The organism is Litorilituus lipolyticus (assembly GCF_006439335.1).
Classification (GTDB): Bacteria; Pseudomonadota; Gammaproteobacteria; order Enterobacterales; family Alteromonadaceae; genus Colwellia; species Colwellia lipolytica.
The window spans coordinates 1-18,031 of record NZ_SAWY01000001.1 but is presented as its reverse complement, the minus strand read 5'-3'; the positions used below and the strand labels follow the sequence as shown (position 1 = coordinate 18,031).

Genomic DNA, 18,031 nt, shown 5'->3' with positions numbered 1-18,031 from the left:
TTACAAAGGTAGAACCCGTTATGTCAGAACAAGTATCAGAAAATTTAGCTCAACAAGTGTGTGAAGCATGTCATGTTGATGCGCCAAAAGTTACCGATGAAGAGCTTAAAGAGTTAATCGCACTAATCCCAGACTGGGTACCTCAAGTACGTGATAATGTGATGATGTTAGAACGTGAATATAAGTTTAAAAACTTTAAGTTAGCTTGGGCGTTTGCTAATGAAGTCGCAGAGTTAGCTGAAGCAGAGTTTCATCATCCCTCAATTCTACTTGAGTGGGGTAAAGTTACGGTAACTTGGTGGACTCACTCAATTGGTGGTTTGCACAAAAATGATTTTATTTGCGCAGCAAAAACAGACAAATTAACAGCGTAGACTAAAATTTGAACATTAACTTTACCTTAAGGTAAAGTTAATGTTTTCAAGTTGTACAATATAATTTACAATGAGCCTTTATTGATTCTGTTATCAGCTAGTTTTGATTTGGTAGATAACACTTTTAAGAAGGGCTAAATAATGCGTTTGGAAATTTCTTGTCATGATCGTGTAGGGATTGGACAAAAAGTTTTAGGTGTTTTCGTTGAGCATGGTATTAATGTTCGCGGCATCGAATTAAAAGAAACAGGTCGTATTTTTATCAATATACCTGATCGTGAATTTTCTGAATTACAAAGTTTTATGCCCCAGCTGCGTTTGATTGAAGGAGTAGGTGATGTAAAAACCGCCCCTTACATGCCATCTGAACGCGAAAAAAATGAATTAGCCACACTGATCAAAACCTTTCCAGATCCTTTCATCTCTATAGATGCCAAAGGTAATATTCGAATTGCTAATACTGTTGCCTCTGCGATCATGAACAGTGATCAAGAAAGTTTAGTCGGCCAACATATTAGCCAATGGTTGAAAGGGTTTAACTTTAATAAGTGGTTGGATGGTAAAGATGTATTAGCTCAGACCCGACGCTTGAAATTTCAAGGTGATGATTATGTCGCTGATATCATGCCCATTAATGTTAAGGGCGAAGAAAATAACCAAGTGTTAGCCGGTGCAGTACTTATTTTGAAGTCAGAAGCAAGATTAGGTCAACAGATTAATGCTTTTAAACAGCCCAATGAAAGTACCTTTAATGGTATTCAAGCTAGCTCAAGTAGTATGCGCAAGGTGCTACGTGAAGCTAAACGTATGTCACAGCTTGATGCTTCTATTCTAATTATGGGTGAAACAGGCACAGGTAAAGAGTTGTTAGCACGAGCTTGTCACGGTGCAAGTGAACGATCTGAACATCCTTTTATGACCTTAAATTGCGCAGCTTTGCCAGATGACGTGGCTGAATCTGAGTTATTCGGTACAGGCGAAAAAGATCAGCAAGATAGTAAACGTGGCATATTCGAGTTAGCTGATGGCGGTACGGTATTTCTAGATGAAATAGGGGAAATGTCTGCCAAACTACAAAGTAAGTTATTACGGGTTATTCAAAATGGTAGCTTTAGACGAGTTGACTCGGAAAATGAGGTTACAGTTAATGTACGCATTATTAGCTCTACCAATAAAGATTTGCTTAACCTGGTATCAATAGGTGATTTTAGAGAAGATTTGTACTATCGTTTAAATGTTTTTGGTCTTTCTTTACCTGCGCTTAGAGAACGTAGAAGTGATATTTTGCCCTTAGCAGAAACCTTTATCACTCAATCAGCACAACGAATTGGTCGTACTCATTTAAGAATGTCTGATGAGTGTCGTGATTTTGTTGAGCACTATCCTTGGCCTGGCAATGTGAGGCAATTAGAGAATGTATTAACACGTGCTGCTTCATTATTGGAAGGTGAAGAGATAGAAGTGAATCATTTGCAACTACCTGCGTATACAAGAGAGCATGGTTATCTAGAACAAGAGTTCGAGGGTACACTAGACGCCGCAGTTAAAAACTTTGAAGCTGATCTATTGAGAAAACTTTATCCTGCATACCCTAGTACCCGTCAATTGGCGAAAAAACTGGGCTTAAGCCATACTGCCATTGCTAATAAATTACGTGAATATGATATTAATAAAAAAACAGTAAAAATATAGTTAACTAATATAAACGTTTTTGTTCTGCTAACTGTAATTATCACCGTAAAGAAAATATTCCGAGTGAGGAGAGGCAAGCTTGTCGGTTTTCTTGGTAGTTAGTAGAAAAATTCGTACTATGCTTCTTATAAATAAAGACAGCTTGCTTGCTTTTACTAGAAGGTCAAAAAATGAAATTAGCAACCCTAAAAAATAATACTCGCGATGGTCAACTTGTCGTTGTTAATCGCTCTTTAGATAAAGCCGTTGTGGTTAAAGATATCGCTTCAACGTTACAATTCGCTCTAGACAATTGGGCAGAAATTTCACCGCAATTAGAAAAGGTATATCAGTCGCTTAATAACAATGAAATTAGCGATACAATAGCGTTTGAGCAAGAGCAATGTGAATCACCTTTACCTAGAGCGTATCAATGGGCTGACGGTAGTGCCTATGTCAACCATGTTGAACTAGTTCGTAAAGCTAGAAATGCTGAAATGCCGGAAACATTTTGGACTGATCCATTAATGTATCAAGGTGGTTCTGATGCGTTTATTGGCCCTCGTGATGATATTAAAGTTGCGTCACAAGAGTACGGTATCGATTTTGAGTCAGAAGTTGCTGTGATTACAGACGATGTACCTATGGGGTGTTCAATTGAAGATACTTCTAAGCACATAAAGTTAATTATGTTAGTGAATGATGTTTCACTGAGAAACTTGATCCCAGGTGAGCTTGCTAAAGGTTTTGGTTTTTTTGCTTCAAAACCATCTAGTGCATTTTCGCCTGTTGCGGTGACACCTGATGAGTTAGGTGAGTCTTGGGATGGCAGTAAACTTCATTTACCATTAACTACACATTTAAATGAAGAACTTTTTGGTCAACCTAATTGTGGTATCGATATGACATTTGATTTTCCCACCATTGTTGCACACGCAGCTAAAACTCGTCCGTTATCAGCGGGTTGTGTCGTAGGCTCTGGTACTATTTCAAATTATAATCGCTCTGCTGGCTCAAGTTGTCTGGCTGAAAAACGTATGCTTGAGATTATCGCTGATGGTAAACCAAGTACGCCGTTTATGAGCTTTGGTGATAAAGTAAGAATTGAAATGTTTGATGAAGATGGAAAATCTATTTTTGGTGCAATTAACCAAACCGTCATTGAATATAAAGCTTAATTATTGTAAGTAGCTATTGTTTGAAAACAATAGCTACTTTACTTGCTGAAAACGCGGAGTTCTTATATGAAGTTATATGGTTATTGGCGCTCTACCGCAGCATATAGAGTTCGTATCGCATTACATTTAAAAGAAATACCTTTTGAATCAGTATCTGTTCACCTTGTGAATAATGGTGGCGAACAGCACCATGAACATTATGCTGCAATTAACCCTAATGAATTAGTGCCTTGCCTAATTGACGGTGATTTAACTTTAAATCAATCTTTAGCCATTATTGACTATATTGATAATCAATATCCTAATGTTGCTTTATACCCACAAGAAATAAAGCAAAAAGCACAAGTTCAGGCGCTATCTTTAGATATTGCTAGTGAAATTCATCCATTAAATAATTTAAGAGTACAGCAATACTTATCTCAAGAACTTGCTGTGAGTGATGAGGCTAAGTCTGCTTGGGTTGAACACTGGATGAATATTGGCTTTAAAGCCATAGAAAATAAAATAGCGAGTACATCTGGTTTATATTGTTTCGCAGATGAAGTGACGGTTGCTGATATTTGCTTAGTTGCTCAGGTTTATAATGCGCACCGATTTAAGGTAGATATGACAGACTTCCCAACGATTAACAAAGTAGTGGAAAACTGTAATCGTTTACCTGCATTCATTAAAGCAAAACCTGAAAACCAGAGTGATGCGGTAAAATAAGTTGATGTGTCTCACAGTTTTTAACCGTTAATAGCCAAGTATTTACTTGGCTTTTTTATCTTTTTTACATTTCAAAACAATTAATAGACAAAAAAATGTGAAAAATCGCCTTTCCAAGGTTGCATATCACGCTAAAAAACGGTGCAATAATATCATCGAGAATTATTAGTGATGACTAGTATTCTAATGTGTTTTTTAAGCTGTATTTAAGGTGAGTATGGAAAATTCAAACGTATCTTCGAAGCAAGTTGAAAATGAAGAGTCAGGTAATAACGAGAAAAATACTGGGCCTCTGCTGTTATTTGTTGCTGCATTTGTTTTAGTCGTTATCGCTATTTGGCAATTCCCAGAAGGGAAAGTCGAAAAACGTACCCTAGAAATGGATGAATTAATAAAGCAAGAAGATATCGTTATTAGAGAACAGCCTAAAGAAGAGGTTGTTGAAGACAGCTTAGCTCCTATTGAAGATGAAGTTGTACTACAAGTCCCTGAAGTCGTTATAGAAGAAGTCGTTATAGAGCAGGTAGAAGAACCAGTTATTGAAGAGGTTAATCCATTACCTGAACTAAATGAGAGTGATTCATGGTTACAAGTGAAACTGCCTGAACTGACGTGGCGAAAAGAGCTACTTAAACTCGTTATAGATGAGGATATGATCCGTCGATTTGTGGTGTTTACTGATAATTTTGCTCAAGGAACTGTTGCTTATGAACACAGCCCTTTTGTTTTACCCAATACAAAATTTAGTCCAGATGAAGAAACGGTAGCTTTTCAAGATAATCAGAATGTGTGGCTTTGGAATGAAAGCTCAAGCAAACGGTTTAACTTATATGTTGACTTATTACGCTCAATTGACAGTGCAAGTCTAGTTGAGTGGTATTTTGAAATAAAACCTTTAGTTGATGAGGCTTACCAAGAGTTAGGCTATGAAGATGACTTTACCATTGTTCTGCAAGAAGCCATCACAAATGTGCTAGACATGGAATTACCAAAAGAAAAAGTTAAATTAATACAACCTAGTGTAATGTATAAATTTCATGATCAATCACTTGAGGAACTGAATGATAGTGACAAACTTTTACTACGACTAGGTAAAGAAAATTTACTCATCATTAAGTCTATCTTACTTGAAATTAATGAAAAAATTGCACAACAGCATAATGGTATTGAATAGATAAAAGATTGCTGTTGATTGTATTTTGCATAAAAAAAAGGCAATCAACAGCGTAATGTGCAACTAACTCTTGCATATACCTTTGCGTTTAGGGATAATTCGCGCGCTTTATAAGTTACTACACTTAATAAAGTCAACTATGGTGACCCTTTCGGTCCCCTCGCAATGATACTCTGTGAACTCGGCCAGGTCCGGAAGGAAGCAACCGCAGCAGACGACTCATGTGCCGAGGTGTGGCTGCTTGGGTTGCCACCCAATCTCTCTATAGCTATCTCTCCTTCATAGATTTTATCTGCTTTGATTTGAATCAATACATACGACTTGTAACAGACTATTATATTTGGCTTAGTAATTATTAAACAGTTAACTATGCTAACAAACTCTAATAGGCAAACCATAAAACACGACAGTACATACACTATTTCAGGACGTGGAAAGACTGACAAAGAGCCTGCACTTGATTTTATTGCCCGATGCTTTAGTAATGTTCCTATTACACAAATCGAAAGTATTTTTGGCTTTGTCGAGCCTTCTACCTTATATGGTGGTCGCTTTTATCAAATGCGACAGTTATCAGATTATGATGCCGCAAGTCTCAATGAAAGAGGGATTGGAATAAGGCTCCCTTTTACTAATCACTTTGCTTCGCGTGAAGAGTATATAGAAAACAAAACACTCATTAAGAAATACTATAATCCACTTAACTCCGTTATATGTACTAATGATGATTTAGCTCAGTGGATTAAAGATGACTTCACTGATTATGATGTAGAAGCCAGTGTTATTAAAAATATCATGAGCTTAGAACAGGTTAATGATGCATTGGCATTATATGATACTGTGGTTCTTCCTATGGTAGCGAATGATGATGATGAGTTTTTAGCGAGCATTAAAGATAAAAATCGAATCAGGCTCTTTGCTAACGCTGGCTGTGCTTATACATGTCCAGCGCGTATTTGCTATAAATCCTTTTCGAAGTTTAATAAAACAGGAGCAGGTGAACTTAAATGTTCACAAACAGCAAAAGAGCGGCCGATGAAAGGAATGATTGATTTTGATTTAGATGCATTAAGGAGTAAAGGCTTTACTAAATTTAAGTTACTGCAAGCAAGAGTAGGGAATGGTACTGGTTACTAGGCCTTATTACTATTTAAGAGGGAGGAAGCTCCTCCCAATTATAAAAACTAAGAATCTACACGCTGGGTTTTCATAAACTCTAGTGCTTGACTAATTGCGAGCTTTACTTTGCTTTCCATTTCAAACCGCTCTGAAGCGGGTAAATAAAAAGCCATGTCAACTTCATGACGAATGTACCTAGTAGGAAGTTGATTTAACACAACGCATGTTAAATCTGCGATAAAATCTACGTCATATTTCTCTTCAAATTTTGCTGCAGTAAAGTGCTGCATAACTAGCTTTTCATAGTAATTATGAATATCGTCAGAAATTTTCATATAAACCTTCTTTAAACAACTAAATAAAACCAAACAGTAATATTACTAATATATCAAAGATTAACGCTTGCTTAGCAAAATTGCTATTTTTTAACATATGATTATTGAGTTTTTTCACTCATTTCAATTTTTCTTTCTATTTCTGATATTGCTTTGCGGCACCTGCCTAGACGTTGATGCAATGCAAGAACTTCAGCCGAAAGTTTATTAATTTGAAGGCCTTTACTTTGCTTTCTTTGTTCTTCTCTTTGGGAGATCATTAGTAAAAGACGCCTTTCAAATTCATGATGCTCAGACAATTTCGCATACAACTGATGGCTAGATAGCATTACTGACTGCGCAAGTTGCTGTAGTTTTGGTTGACTGGCCTGATAGCGTTGAACTCTTTTATGCCGTGCTTTTTTATGGGCATCAAAACTTATTTTAGCTGCTTGATGCAAGCTGCTATTTGACGAAAAGGCATTATGTATCGCATTAATTTGTTGCTCTAAATGGCCTAGTATATGCTGAAGGCGCTCTTTTGCGATGAAGCTTTGCTTATCTTTCTTGCTTGAAAGGCGGATAAATTCATTAAGCTTAGTTCTAGCTTCATCAACATAGTCACTAAAAAGATCGCTATCAGTGTGAAATAGATGCTTATTGAACAGATTACTATTTTCAACTAGGTAATGAGATTTGTTGTTGGCATTTTGGCGATCGATAACTTTGGCTTGTTGAGTCAAGTGATCGAATAAAGTTGTTAAACGGACAATCTGGCTATTTAAGGTCATTAAGCTAATACGGTTATACTTATAATGAGGAGAGAGTTTATCACAGTTAAATTTTTTACACTGTCTTTAAAAAATTCAATGTGTGAAGAGAACTTTCTATTAATTGATTGGTTGCATTTTTGTGGTTTTTGTAAAGCTGTCTATACGTATTTGTTTTGCAGCTATTTCTATCGTACTGAAAAATATGCCTTTTATATTTATGGCTATCCTTGTTTACTAATTTAAAACTATGAAAATAATTTATAAATAGGTCTAACTACTTGAATGTCTGCTTTTTTTTATCTTTTTAGTAAAAATAAACAGTAAAGTAAAAAAAAATATATTTTTTTTTACTTTACTTTAACGTTAACGTGTTAAATTTTGTTTTTGTGTAACTGCTTGTTTTTGAAGGGTTAATAATTGTTTTGTTAAAAAGGTGTAAATGCTCGTCTGTGTAACGAGATATGTCTATTTGTTAAAAAAGTTACTAATTGGTTATAAATGGTGTTGACGGTCTGCTCAGATAGAGTTTACTATCTTATTCGACAGATCAGGTCTAGCGACTTGTTTATAGAGTATACGAAGCAAAATAAGCTTTGATTCTTTAAAGTATAAAAATACCCAATTAAACAAATAAACAACCAAATCACTTATGTGATCCAGGGAGTAAACATGTATAACAATAGTAAAGTAGCTAAAGCCATTCGCTTAGCGATGATGTTCGGTGCAGGTTCAGCTGCTGCAATTTCTGCTCCAGCTTTCGCTGCAGACGAAGGTGCTGAAGAAGTAGAGAAAATTGAAGTTACAGGTTCACGCATCAAGCGTAGTGACCTTGAAGGTGCTTCTCCAGTAACAGTAATTACTACTGAAGATATGAAAATTGAAGGTAACTTAACAGTTGCCGATGCGTTACGTAACAGTAACCTTAACTCTTTCGGTTCGTTCTCTGAGCGTTCTGGTAGTTCAGCACAATCACAAGCTACAATCGATTTACGTGGTGCTGGCTCAGACCGTACTCTTGTTTTAATCGACGGTAAGCGTTTCCCAGGTTCTCCTACGCTTGGTGGTTCTTCAGCTAACTTAAATGCTATTCCAATGGCTGCTGTTGAGCGTATCGAAATCTTAACAGATGGTGCATCTTCAACTTACGGTTCAGATGCAATGGCTGGTGTTGTTAACATCATCATGAAGAAGAACTTTGAAGGTTTAGAGTTTAACTTCGGTGGTGGTCATCGTGACCGTGATGAAGGTTTAACTTCAAAAGAATTCTCAATTGTTGGTGGTTTCCAAACTGACAAAGGTGGCGTTACATTCTCAATCGATCACCAACAACGTGATGGTATCGCTGATGCTGATCGTCATTTCACAGCCGCATGGCAACGTGATTTAGACGGTGACGGAACAATTCAAGCGTATAACGAAACTGATGGTTGGAGTATCTACGGTGCTACAGTTGCTAGCCCAGATTGGTCAGAAGCTCATGCTGCTGCTTCTTGTGATGCATTAACTGCTGAGTACGGTTCTGATACATTCAGATATACAGCTGCTGATGAAGATTGGGGTCCAGGTTCTTCTTACTGTATGTATGCATATGCTAATGTTTCATACAACAAAGCATCTGTTGATCGTAACACTTTATACATTGATGCTGACTATGACTTAACTGATGATATTGAGTGGTTTGGTCGTGCAATGTTTACACAAAACAACTCATTTGGTCGTTATGCTCCACCAGCAGCACAATGGCGTGGTATGTCAGCTGACAACCCAGATAACCCATATGATGAAGCAACTACTGGTTTCTACCGTTGGGTAGGTATTGGTACTCGTGACGGTAATGTTCATGATTACAACCAAGATTTCTTAACTGGTTTACGTGGTGAATTAGATTTCTTAAACGCTAGCTGGGAAGTTTACTACCACTATAATAAGGCTGATAACAAGTCTATTGGTGAGTACTACTTAAGCTATGCTGGTCTTGCATACAACATTCAAAACGATATCCCGTTAGGCTCTCAAGAAGGTCAAAACAACATGAAACAGACTACCTTGACTCAAGGTACATCTGATTTCCATCAGTATAATGCTGGTATTGGTTTTGATTTATTCGAACTACCAGGTGGTGACGTAGCTCACTACGTAGGTATTGAATACTTTGATACAGTATTTAATGAACAGTATGATGCACAATCAGAAATTGGTTTGGTTGGTGGTTCAGCGGGTAACTCTTCTGGCGGTGACCGTCAAGTATTCGCTATGTTCTATGAAGCTGCATTACCAGTGATTGATTCAGTTGAAGTAAACATCGCAGCTCGTTACGATGATTACTCAGATTTTGGTAGCAACGTATCTCCTAAAGTAAACGTTCGCTGGCAAGCACTTGATAGCTTAGTATTACGTGCATCATACTCTGAATCTTTCCGTGCACCTGCATTAGATCAGTTATATGCTGCGACTACTTTCAGTGCTGACTCTGGTACAGATTACCCATACTGTCAAGAGCGTGGCGTAGCTGATACAGATTGTGCTTCTAAACAATATGATACTTATATTCGTCCAAATGCAAACTTAGGTCCTGAAACGTCTGAGTACATTAACTTAGGTATAGCTTGGGATGCGACTGATGATTTCGGTATCAAAGTTGATTACTTTGACTTAAATATTGATAACGTAATTTCTCGTCGCTCTATCACTAACGTAATGGAAGGTATCTATGAAGGTACATTACAGTCTACTGAAACTTTCTACGTTAATCGTGCTCCAGCGGGTGCTGATGGTCTAATAGGTAAAGCATTAGAAGTTGGTACTGGTTTTGGTAATGGCGATAAAATGCAAATTACTGGTTTAGATTTATCATTAAATGGTAACTTCGAAACTGGTTTTGGTGAGTTTGGTATTAACTGGACTAACAGCTTCATCTTCGACTACATTGTTGAAGTAGCAGGTGGTGACGAAGCTACGAACACTGCTGGTTGGGCTGGCCAACCTGAGTACAAGTCTGTATTTACTACGACTTATACTATTGGTGACCACCGTATCGGTTGGAACATGAACTACACAGATTCAACTTATGAGAATAAGACTGAAGGTGAGTTAGATTCATGGTTAATTCATAACCTTAACTACACATATGACATTGGTAACTATGGTCGTGTTATGGTTGGTGTTAACAACTTAACTGACGAAGACCCAGTATTGACATCTAAAGGCAAGTACGAAAATGCTGACCTTTACAACAACTACGGTCGTGAATACACTTTACGTTACTCAATTTCTTTCTAATTACTAGTTAATTAGTTCGAAGATAAAAAAGACCCGCAAGGGTCTTTTTTTTTAATTAGATTACATTACGAAGGTAGTTCGATGAGTGAGAATAAAGATTGGAGTCAATATTGGTCGCAAGGACATAAGACTTCGTTTGGCAGCAGTTTTAAAGGATGTTATGAAGGGGTACTCAAGCAATCTTGGCTTAAGGTTTTCTCTACCTTTAATGATGGTGATAAGGTATTAGATTTATGTACAGGAAATGGATCATTACCAAGACTTGCATATGAGTCCATGTCTAACTTCTCAGAAATAAATTTCAGTGGTGTGGATTATGCAACCGTAGACTCAGATGATACTTTTTTAAAACTGAGTAATGTTGACTTTAAATTTGATTGTAATATAGAAGAGTTACCTTTTGACTCACTGCAGTTTGACTATGTTATATCAAATTATGGTATTGAATATAGCAATTTAGAAAAATCACTTACTGAAGTATCTAGAGTGTTGAAGCCGTTAGGTAAAGCAACATTTGTTTGTCATGTTAACAGTTCTCGTATTTTTTTAGAGAATGCTAATGAACTTACTCTGTTAACATATTTGTTAAAGTCCGATGGTTTAATTAATTGTTTAGACTCTTTAGTAACCGCTTTAGATGAGAAAGCTGTAACTCAAGATACAGCTGCTATAAATGAAATAAGCATGAGTGCTGAACAATATCGAAATGAGCTCAATAAACAGCTTTCTGATGCGTTAGATGAGTTCGGTATAGATTTTCATCAAAGTGACTTTGTAAGCTTTTTAAAATTCTTGTTAAACAAAAATACTGAGAATAAGAAAGATAAATTAGCTTTATATAAGCAAGAAGCAGTTTCACACCAAGTTAGATTAAAGGCGTTATGCAAAGCGGCGTTAAATTATGAAGCACTCCCAAAAACAATAGATTTATTTAATTCAGTTGGTTTAGAAATACATAACCATGAAATGATATCAGATGAGTCAGGCATTGTGGCAATACAAATTTGGGCGCTGAAGATAGTATAAACATTACAAAGTTAATATTTGTTTACAATCATATTGTTGAATGAGCGGGAAGACTTGCTACTATAAAATCAGAAAGAATAATTCAAGGAGAAGATTGTGAAGAATACATTACTAAGAAAGTGTTTAACAGGGTTGTCATTAATTGGCTTAGTGGTCGCAACTAGCGCGAATGCAGGCAATAAGGTTGATGGCGACGAACAAGTAAATGCCAAAGGTGAATGTGGTGTTATTACGCTATATAATAAGCCACCTGCAACAAAAGATATTCACTTTGCCAGTATCAACTCTATAGATGGAGTTACAACGAGTATGGAAAGTGGAAGTTTTACTCTGACTCCAGGTAAACATATTATTAGAGTGATTGAGCACGTTCGTGAAAACTCTATTACTCGTCGACGTGGTGAAGCAAAGAATTATCATATTATAGAGTTTCAGGTTGAAGCGAATAAAAAATATGCATTAGGTGCTAAGTACAATAGAAAAAATCGTAATAAATTTAAAACAGGAGAATATTGGACGCCTGTTGTTTGGAAAACTACTGATGTAGAGTGTAAGTTATAATTCTAAGTCCTTAACGAATTGCCGAGCTTTAATTAAAGCTCGGTTTTACAGCTGTTTAGCCCAGTAAGATATATCATCCCTACCTTATTAATTTCTTTAATAAGACAAAATTATTTCATTTTTCCTATAGATTTCATCGTAAATAAACGCATTTTTTATACAATTTCTTGTAAATAAATTTGACTTACTACGAAGATATTAGTAAAACAGTGTTCTGCAAAATTTATTGTCCCTTAAATTTTTTTATTAAGTTTAAGTAATTTTGTCAGTATCAAGTTACATTGTTTTGATTAAAAACATTAAAACAATGTATCCTGAATTAAAGTCTCATCTTGACAGCTAGACTGTCATTTGGGATTATTGCTTAGTTGTATTCATAAAAAGTTACATTTTAAAAACGACAGACTTATATATTTGCGGTAACAAATTTTTGTTATCAAAATTAAATAGCAATTGGTTGGGAACTATGTCCAAAGTAAGTAAGAAAAGCCTTATCGCTAGCGCGATGGTAGGCGCATTAGCATTAACTGCGAGCAATTTTGCTGCAGCTGATGCTCTAACAGATCTTCAAAAAGCTGAAGCGAAAATATTTAAAGCATCAGCTAAATCACAAGCAAAAATCAATACCATTTACGAGCAAACTCAAGATCTTCTTGGTGAGTACCGTAATACAATTGATGAAGCAGATGTTTTACGTGGCTATAACGATCATGTTCAACGTATGGTTGACGATCAAAAAGCAAATATCGTATCTCTTCAAAAGCAAATTGATGGTATCGATAAAATCAAGCAAGGTGTTGTACCACTAATGTACAAGATGATTGACTCTCTAGAGAAATTCATCGAGCTTGATGTACCTATGAATATTGACCGTCGTAAAGAGCGTGTTGCTAACTTACGTAACGTTATGGATGATTCAAACGTAACTGTTTCTGAACAATTCCGTTTAGTATTAGAAGCTTACGAAATTGAAGCAGGTTACGGTACGATCTTTGATGCATACCAAGGTGAGATTGACTTAGGTGGTCGTACCTTAACTGCTGATTTCGTTCACATGGGACGTATTGCTCTTGTTGCTCAATCATTAGATGCTAAGCACTCTTGGTTATGGAATAACGAGACTCGTTCTTGGGAAGAGTTAGGTGATGAATATTTAAAACCTATTACTGATGCTATTCGTATGGCACGTAAGCAACTTCCGCCTGATTTAACTAAACTTCCAGTATTTGCAGCAGGAGCAAAATAATGAAAAAAGTTATTAATTTTGTGATGCTAGCTGCATCAATGACTGCAGGTTTTGCTGCATCAACTCAAGCGAATACGTTAGATGACTTATTAAAACAAGTTAAAGCTGATCGTATTTCAGAAGCTAAGCTTGATAAAAAACGTGAAGCAGAGTTTTTATCTGCTCGTGCTGATAAGCAAGCTTTATTAAATAGCGCGAAGAAAGAATTAGCTGATCAACAAGCGCGTAATAAGCGTTTAACTAAAGAATATGCGGCTAATGAAATTACTTTAGCGCAAAAAGAAGTCGAATTAGATAACGCTACTGGTACTTTAGGTGAGATGTTTGGTGTTTCACGTGCAGCTGCTGCAAGTGCTTACGGCCAAATTTCTACATCAATTGTAAGTGCAGAATTCCCTAATCGTGGTGAAGCGTTAAACCGTATTGCTAACGCAAAAGAAATTCCAGCTTTAGAAGATTTAGAAGAATTATGGTTTGCTCTTCAAACTGAAATGACTGAATCAGGTAAAATTTCTAAGTTTAGCTCTGATGTAACTAACCTTGATGGTACTAAGTCTACTGAGACGATTACTCGTTTAGGTACTTTTAACTTGGTTTCTGCAAATGGTTACTTAACGTATAACGATGAAGTCGGCCAAGTTCAGCCATTACCAAAGCAACCAGCTGGCTATATTTCTAATACAGCAGTAAGTTTCTTTAATACAACTTCTGGTTACGGTGCTGTTTATGTGGATCCTTCACGTGGCGGTATCCTTTCTTTAGAAACGCGTAAGAAAACTCTTGAAGAATTCTTCCACGAAGGTAAAGAAGTTGGTTATGCTATCACTGTATTACTTATCTTAGGTTGTTTAATTGCTTTAGAACGCTTAATCGTTCTAGGTGGTATGAGTGCTAAAATCAAAACTCAAGAGAAAAACCTTGATAAGCCAAATGAGAACAACCCACTGGGTCGTTTACTAAAAGTTTTCTATGATAACCAATCTGCAGATGCTGAAACGTTAGAATTGAAACTTGATGAAGCTATCTTACGTGAAACACCAAAAGTTGACCGTGGTGTTAACTTAATCAAAATGTTTGCTGCTATCGCCCCGCTTATGGGTCTATTAGGTACAGTAATCGGTATGATTATGACTTTCCAAACTATTACCTTATTTGGTACTGGTGACCCGAAAATTATGGCGGGTAATATCTCTCTTGCGTTAGTTACAACTGCATTGGGTCTAATTTGTGCATTACCACTTATTTTAATCCACTCAATCGTTGCTGGTAAGAGTAAATCTGTTTTACAAAAACTAGACGAGCAAAGTGCCGGTTTAATCGCTGCTATTGCTGAGAAGGGGTCTAAATAATGTTATTCCTGATAGAGCTTTGGGAATCTGTCAGGGGTTTTATTGCGACGGGTGGTAACGTACTTTATGTTGTTGCCTTCGCACTCTTCTTGATGTGGATATTGATGATAGAACGTTATTGGTTCTTAGGATCAGTTTATCCAAAACTGAGAGATGACATTATCTCTCGTTGGGATGCAAGACAAGATACAACTTCTTGGTATGCACATCGTATTAGAGATACTTGGATCTCCGAAGCAGACGAGTTACTTGAAAAGAACATGATAACCATTAAAACTTTAGTGGCAATGTGTCCTCTTATCGGTCTACTGGGAACAGTAACGGGTATGATTGGCGTATTTGAAGTCATGGCTCAACAAGGCACAGGTAATCCGCGTCTAATGGCCGCAGGTATTTCGCAAGCAACAATCCCGACTATGGCGGGTATGGTTGCTGCGTTATCAGGCGTGTTTTTTAGTTCAAGATTAGACGCTAAAGTTAAACTAGCAAAGGCTAAACTGGTTGACAGTTTACCTCACCACTAGAGAGATATTTTCATGGCACGTAAAAAAATCCGTGAGGAAGAAGAAGCAGCAATTGATATGACGCCAATGCTGGATATCGTATTTATCATGCTTATCTTCTTCATCGTTACCACTTCTTTCGTTAAAGAAGCAGGTATTGAAGTAAATAAACCAAAAGCGGCAAACCAAACTAAGCAAAAAAATGCCAACATCTTTGTAGCAATCAAAGATAATGGTGAAATTTGGTTAGATAAAGGCCGTGTAGACATCGAACGTGTTGGTGCAAGGATTGAAAAGTTACTTGCTGAACAACCAACTGATGTTGTGATCATTCAAGCTGACAAAGATGCTAAGCACGGTATTGTTGTTAAAGTAATGGATGCAATTAAAGAGGCTGGCATTGATAGAATTTCTATCGCGGCTGCGAAGGGGTAAATTATGGTTCGCTTTTTAGTATCTATACTACTAGGCGCTGGCGTTACCTTTGGCTTATTTGCTTTTATGGCTTTCCTTGTTTCATCAGGTGATAGAAACAAGGAAGAGCAACAAGAGAACATTATTGTCGAAGTAAATACTACTCCGCCAGAGTCAGCTGCAGAACAGCGTCGACGTGTACCGCCGCCGCCACCGCCGCCGCCTAAAGCGCCGCCTAAGCAACAAGCTCCAGAGCCTGAAGCTAGTAATGACACGGGTGGATTGAAATTCAATATGCCGGGTGTTCAAATGGCAGGTGCCTCTACCGGCTTATCTGCGCCAGGCGCAGGTATTGGACGTGATGGTGATGCAACACCAATAGTACGTATTGAACCAAAATATCCAATACAAGCTGCTCGTGATGGTAAAGAGGGTTATGTAATCCTTTCATTTACTATTAACGAAGTAGGTGGTGTTGAAGATGTTCAGGTTATTGAAGCTAAACCTAAGCGCATATTCGATAAAGAAGCGAAGCGTGCACTTAGAAAGTGGAAATACAAGCCAAAAGTTGTTGATGGTAAAGCACAGAGACGACCTGGTTTAACAGTACAGTTAGACTTCAAAATGGGAGGTGAATAATGTTTAAACAATTATCAACTTCTTTGGTAATCGCGACGAGTCTTCTTATAGCTCAAGCTCCTATTGCTGATGTTGCAAATGCAGCAGAGGCAAAGCAAGAGAAAAAGAAAAAACGTCCGACTTACTTAACGTCTCCTAGGGTTTCTAAAAAGATCCAAAAGGCTTTTGAACTTTATTCTGGTGATGAAGAAAAAGGACTTGAATCTGATGTACCAGGTGCTCTTGAGGTTTTATTAGAAATAGAACCATCAAAAGATTATGACAAAGCTTTTGTAGCGCGCTTTATCGGTGTTATGTATGCTCAGTTAGGTAATAATGACGCAAAAACCATTGAATGGCTTAAAAAGGCAGTTGAACCTGATCTTTTAAGTGAAACAGATCATGGTGAGTCGCTAAAATTACTTGCTGACATGCAAATGCAGTCTAAAGACTACAAAGCTGCGCTTAAAAACTACTATGCATGGATGGAGTTTACTGGTAAAGAAGATGGCCCAACGTATGTGAAAGTTGCGAATGCGTATTACTCGCTTAAGCAGTTGGATAAAGTTATCGTACCAGCGGATAAAGCTATTGCAGCGTTTGGCGATAAGCCAAATCAAAACCCATATGTTTTGAAAATTACTTCCTTTTATGAACGAAAGAAGTATAAAGAAGCAATTGAGGTTTTAGAGACGGTAATTCAGTTATTCCCTGAAAATAAGCAATGGTGGACTCAGCTTCCAATGTTCTATTTGTTAGTAGAAGATTATGGTAAGGCAGTTCAAACATTAGATCTGGCGTATAAACTTGGTCATCTTGATAAAGAAGGTCAAATTAAAACGTTAGCGAGCTTATATTCACAGTCTGAAGCACCTTATAAGGCTGCACGATTACTGGAAAAGCATATAGCATCAGGATTAGTTAAACGTGACGATAAGAATATCTCTACTTTAGCTAACGCTTGGCATTCTGCTCAACATATTGACAAAGCAGCCAATTATTATGGTGAACTAGCTAAGATGACAAATCTAGCAAAGCATTACCGTAAGCAAGGCATGCTATTGAAGCAAGATGAGCAATTTGCGAAAGCTATCCCAGCATTAGAAAAGTCAATTGAATTAGGCATTAAAGATAAAGGCCGTATTCATATGAGTATTGCTGAAGCATATTTTTACTTAGAAAAATATAAGCAAGCTTATGCTGCTATTCAAAAAGCTATGAAAGAACCTGGAACACGTAAATCAGCGAAGAGTTGGAAAAACTTTATTGTTGATACTGCAAAACGTAAAAAAGTTTCTATCTAGTCTTATACAATGAATAAAAAAACCAGCGTTAGCTGGTTTTTTTTTGCTTAAAATTTATTATTTTGTTGAAACAAGTAACTATTCATAAAATTAATTGAAATTTTTATATATAGTTACGGGTCTACATTAGCAGATATCCAAATTTCAGCTTATTATAAGTTGTACTATTTTAAAAAAAGGAAACATCATGAGTTTATTAAACAAATCTTTCTTATTAGCAATGTCGGGTGTATTAGCATTTAGTGTATTTACAAGTAATGTAGCGCAAGCTGAAATAAATCCATTCTCTGCAAAAGACACGGTTACTTATGCAGAAAAAAAAGATGCTAACAAGTGCGGCGAAGGCAAATGTGGCGAAGGTAAAAAGAAAGCCAAAGGCAAGTGCGGCGAAGGCAAATGTGGCGAAGGTAAAAAGAAAGC

At 36.9% G+C, this 18,031-nt stretch carries 18 protein-coding genes and 1 other RNA gene; 17 read left to right on the top strand and 2 right to left on the bottom strand.

What is annotated here, in order from left to right; genetic code table 11:
• Positions 1–20: 20 nt before the first annotated feature.
• The 7 genes from EPA86_RS00095 (at position 21) to EPA86_RS00065 (ending at position 6,242) form a co-directional block, all read left to right on the top strand.
• On the top strand, positions 21–374 hold the full coding sequence (locus EPA86_RS00095) for a 4a-hydroxytetrahydrobiopterin dehydratase (RefSeq protein ID WP_140600668.1): 354 nt from the start codon (positions 21–23) through the stop codon (positions 372–374).
• Positions 375–515: 141 nt separating this feature from the next.
• Complete coding sequence (tyrR, locus tag EPA86_RS00090) at positions 516–2,066, top strand: transcriptional regulator TyrR (protein WP_140600666.1); 1,551 nt, start codon at positions 516–518, stop codon at positions 2,064–2,066.
• 170 nt (positions 2,067–2,236) lie between these two features.
• Positions 2,237–3,223: a fumarylacetoacetate hydrolase family protein gene (locus tag EPA86_RS00085; protein ID WP_140600664.1), complete on the top strand. Its 987-nt coding sequence runs from the start codon at positions 2,237–2,239 to the stop codon at positions 3,221–3,223.
• Positions 3,224–3,289: 66 nt separating this feature from the next.
• A complete protein-coding gene (gene maiA / locus EPA86_RS00080) occupies positions 3,290–3,931 on the top strand; it encodes a maleylacetoacetate isomerase (RefSeq protein WP_140600662.1) in 642 nt (213 codons plus the stop codon).
• A gap of 217 nt (positions 3,932–4,148) precedes the next feature.
• Complete coding sequence (locus tag EPA86_RS00075) at positions 4,149–5,105, top strand: DUF3014 domain-containing protein (protein WP_140600660.1); 957 nt, start codon at positions 4,149–4,151, stop codon at positions 5,103–5,105.
• 149 nt (positions 5,106–5,254) lie between these two features.
• An RNA gene (gene ffs, locus EPA86_RS00070) (signal recognition particle sRNA small type) lies at positions 5,255–5,351 on the top strand.
• A gap of 123 nt (positions 5,352–5,474) precedes the next feature.
• A complete protein-coding gene (locus EPA86_RS00065; RefSeq protein ID WP_140600658.1) occupies positions 5,475–6,242 on the top strand; it encodes a hypothetical protein in 768 nt (255 codons plus the stop codon).
• Between the two features lie 47 nt (positions 6,243–6,289).
• Here EPA86_RS00065 and EPA86_RS00060 read toward each other — a convergent pair whose 3' ends face one another.
• Positions 6,290–6,559: a late competence development ComFB family protein gene (locus EPA86_RS00060; protein WP_140600656.1), complete on the bottom strand. Its 270-nt coding sequence runs from the start codon at positions 6,557–6,559 to the stop codon at positions 6,290–6,292.
• A gap of 101 nt (positions 6,560–6,660) precedes the next feature.
• Positions 6,661–7,329: a primosomal replication protein PriC gene (priC, locus tag EPA86_RS00055; RefSeq protein WP_140600654.1), complete on the bottom strand. Its 669-nt coding sequence runs from the start codon at positions 7,327–7,329 to the stop codon at positions 6,661–6,663.
• Between the two features lie 651 nt (positions 7,330–7,980).
• Here priC and EPA86_RS00050 point away from each other — a divergent pair.
• From EPA86_RS00050 to EPA86_RS00005, 10 genes are all read left to right on the top strand, one after another.
• Complete coding sequence (locus EPA86_RS00050; protein ID WP_140600652.1) at positions 7,981–10,590, top strand: TonB-dependent receptor; 2,610 nt, start codon at positions 7,981–7,983, stop codon at positions 10,588–10,590.
• Between the two features lie 81 nt (positions 10,591–10,671).
• A complete protein-coding gene (locus EPA86_RS00045; RefSeq protein ID WP_140600650.1) occupies positions 10,672–11,616 on the top strand; it encodes a class I SAM-dependent methyltransferase in 945 nt (314 codons plus the stop codon).
• A gap of 96 nt (positions 11,617–11,712) precedes the next feature.
• Complete coding sequence (locus EPA86_RS00040; RefSeq protein ID WP_140600648.1) at positions 11,713–12,177, top strand: hypothetical protein; 465 nt, start codon at positions 11,713–11,715, stop codon at positions 12,175–12,177.
• A gap of 466 nt (positions 12,178–12,643) precedes the next feature.
• Positions 12,644–13,423: a DUF3450 domain-containing protein gene (locus tag EPA86_RS00035; protein ID WP_140600646.1), complete on the top strand. Its 780-nt coding sequence runs from the start codon at positions 12,644–12,646 to the stop codon at positions 13,421–13,423.
• The gene (locus EPA86_RS00030) at positions 13,423–14,772 is read left to right on the top strand and encodes a MotA/TolQ/ExbB proton channel family protein (protein ID WP_140600644.1); all 1,350 of its coding nucleotides are present in this window, start codon (positions 13,423–13,425) and stop codon (positions 14,770–14,772) included. The genes EPA86_RS00035 and EPA86_RS00030 overlap by 1 nt, the downstream gene beginning before the upstream one ends.
• Positions 14,772–15,296 carry a MotA/TolQ/ExbB proton channel family protein gene (locus EPA86_RS00025; protein ID WP_140600642.1) on the top strand — a complete coding sequence of 175 codons (525 nt, stop codon included), beginning with the start codon at positions 14,772–14,774 and terminating at the stop codon, positions 15,294–15,296. The genes EPA86_RS00030 and EPA86_RS00025 overlap by 1 nt, the downstream gene beginning before the upstream one ends.
• A gap of 12 nt (positions 15,297–15,308) precedes the next feature.
• Positions 15,309–15,710, top strand: coding sequence for an ExbD/TolR family protein (locus EPA86_RS00020; protein WP_118960549.1), 402 nt, complete (start codon positions 15,309–15,311; stop codon positions 15,708–15,710).
• 3 nt (positions 15,711–15,713) lie between these two features.
• Positions 15,714–16,328 (top strand): energy transducer TonB, encoded by a 615-nt coding sequence (locus EPA86_RS00015; RefSeq protein ID WP_140600640.1) that lies wholly within the window; start codon positions 15,714–15,716, stop codon positions 16,326–16,328.
• Positions 16,328–17,611 (top strand): tetratricopeptide repeat protein, encoded by a 1,284-nt coding sequence (locus EPA86_RS00010; RefSeq protein WP_140600638.1) that lies wholly within the window; start codon positions 16,328–16,330, stop codon positions 17,609–17,611. Before EPA86_RS00015 ends, EPA86_RS00010 begins: the two co-directional genes overlap by 1 nt.
• Before the next feature lie 187 nt (positions 17,612–17,798).
• Positions 17,799–18,031 (top strand): HvfA family oxazolone/thioamide-modified RiPP metallophore (locus EPA86_RS00005; protein ID WP_211664881.1); only part of this gene is annotated, 233 nt, incomplete at its 3' end.

Excerpts from the sequence above, each read along its gene's own strand:
- maiA (WP_140600662.1), top strand. The coding sequence starts at position 3,290 with ATGAAGTTATATGGTTATTGGCGCTCTACCGCAGCATATAGAGTTCGT.
- tyrR (WP_140600666.1), top strand. The coding sequence starts at position 516 with ATGCGTTTGGAAATTTCTTGTCATGATCGTGTAGGGATTGGACAAAAA.
- EPA86_RS00065 (WP_140600658.1), top strand. The coding sequence starts at position 5,475 with ATGCTAACAAACTCTAATAGGCAAACCATAAAACACGACAGTACATAC.
- EPA86_RS00035 (WP_140600646.1), top strand. The coding sequence starts at position 12,644 with ATGTCCAAAGTAAGTAAGAAAAGCCTTATCGCTAGCGCGATGGTAGGC.
- EPA86_RS00050 (WP_140600652.1), top strand. The coding sequence starts at position 7,981 with ATGTATAACAATAGTAAAGTAGCTAAAGCCATTCGCTTAGCGATGATG.
- EPA86_RS00085 (WP_140600664.1), top strand. The coding sequence starts at position 2,237 with ATGAAATTAGCAACCCTAAAAAATAATACTCGCGATGGTCAACTTGTC.
- EPA86_RS00030 (WP_140600644.1), top strand. The coding sequence starts at position 13,423 with ATGAAAAAAGTTATTAATTTTGTGATGCTAGCTGCATCAATGACTGCA.
- EPA86_RS00015 (WP_140600640.1), top strand. The coding sequence starts at position 15,714 with ATGGTTCGCTTTTTAGTATCTATACTACTAGGCGCTGGCGTTACCTTT.
- EPA86_RS00060 (WP_140600656.1), bottom strand. The coding sequence starts at position 6,559 with ATGAAAATTTCTGACGATATTCATAATTACTATGAAAAGCTAGTTATG.
- EPA86_RS00075 (WP_140600660.1), top strand. The coding sequence starts at position 4,149 with ATGGAAAATTCAAACGTATCTTCGAAGCAAGTTGAAAATGAAGAGTCA.
- priC (WP_140600654.1), bottom strand. The coding sequence starts at position 7,329 with ATGACCTTAAATAGCCAGATTGTCCGTTTAACAACTTTATTCGATCAC.
- EPA86_RS00025 (WP_140600642.1), top strand. The coding sequence starts at position 14,772 with ATGTTATTCCTGATAGAGCTTTGGGAATCTGTCAGGGGTTTTATTGCG.
- EPA86_RS00095 (WP_140600668.1), top strand. The coding sequence starts at position 21 with ATGTCAGAACAAGTATCAGAAAATTTAGCTCAACAAGTGTGTGAAGCA.
- EPA86_RS00020 (WP_118960549.1), top strand. The coding sequence starts at position 15,309 with ATGGCACGTAAAAAAATCCGTGAGGAAGAAGAAGCAGCAATTGATATG.
- EPA86_RS00045 (WP_140600650.1), top strand. The coding sequence starts at position 10,672 with ATGAGTGAGAATAAAGATTGGAGTCAATATTGGTCGCAAGGACATAAG.
- EPA86_RS00010 (WP_140600638.1), top strand. The coding sequence starts at position 16,328 with ATGTTTAAACAATTATCAACTTCTTTGGTAATCGCGACGAGTCTTCTT.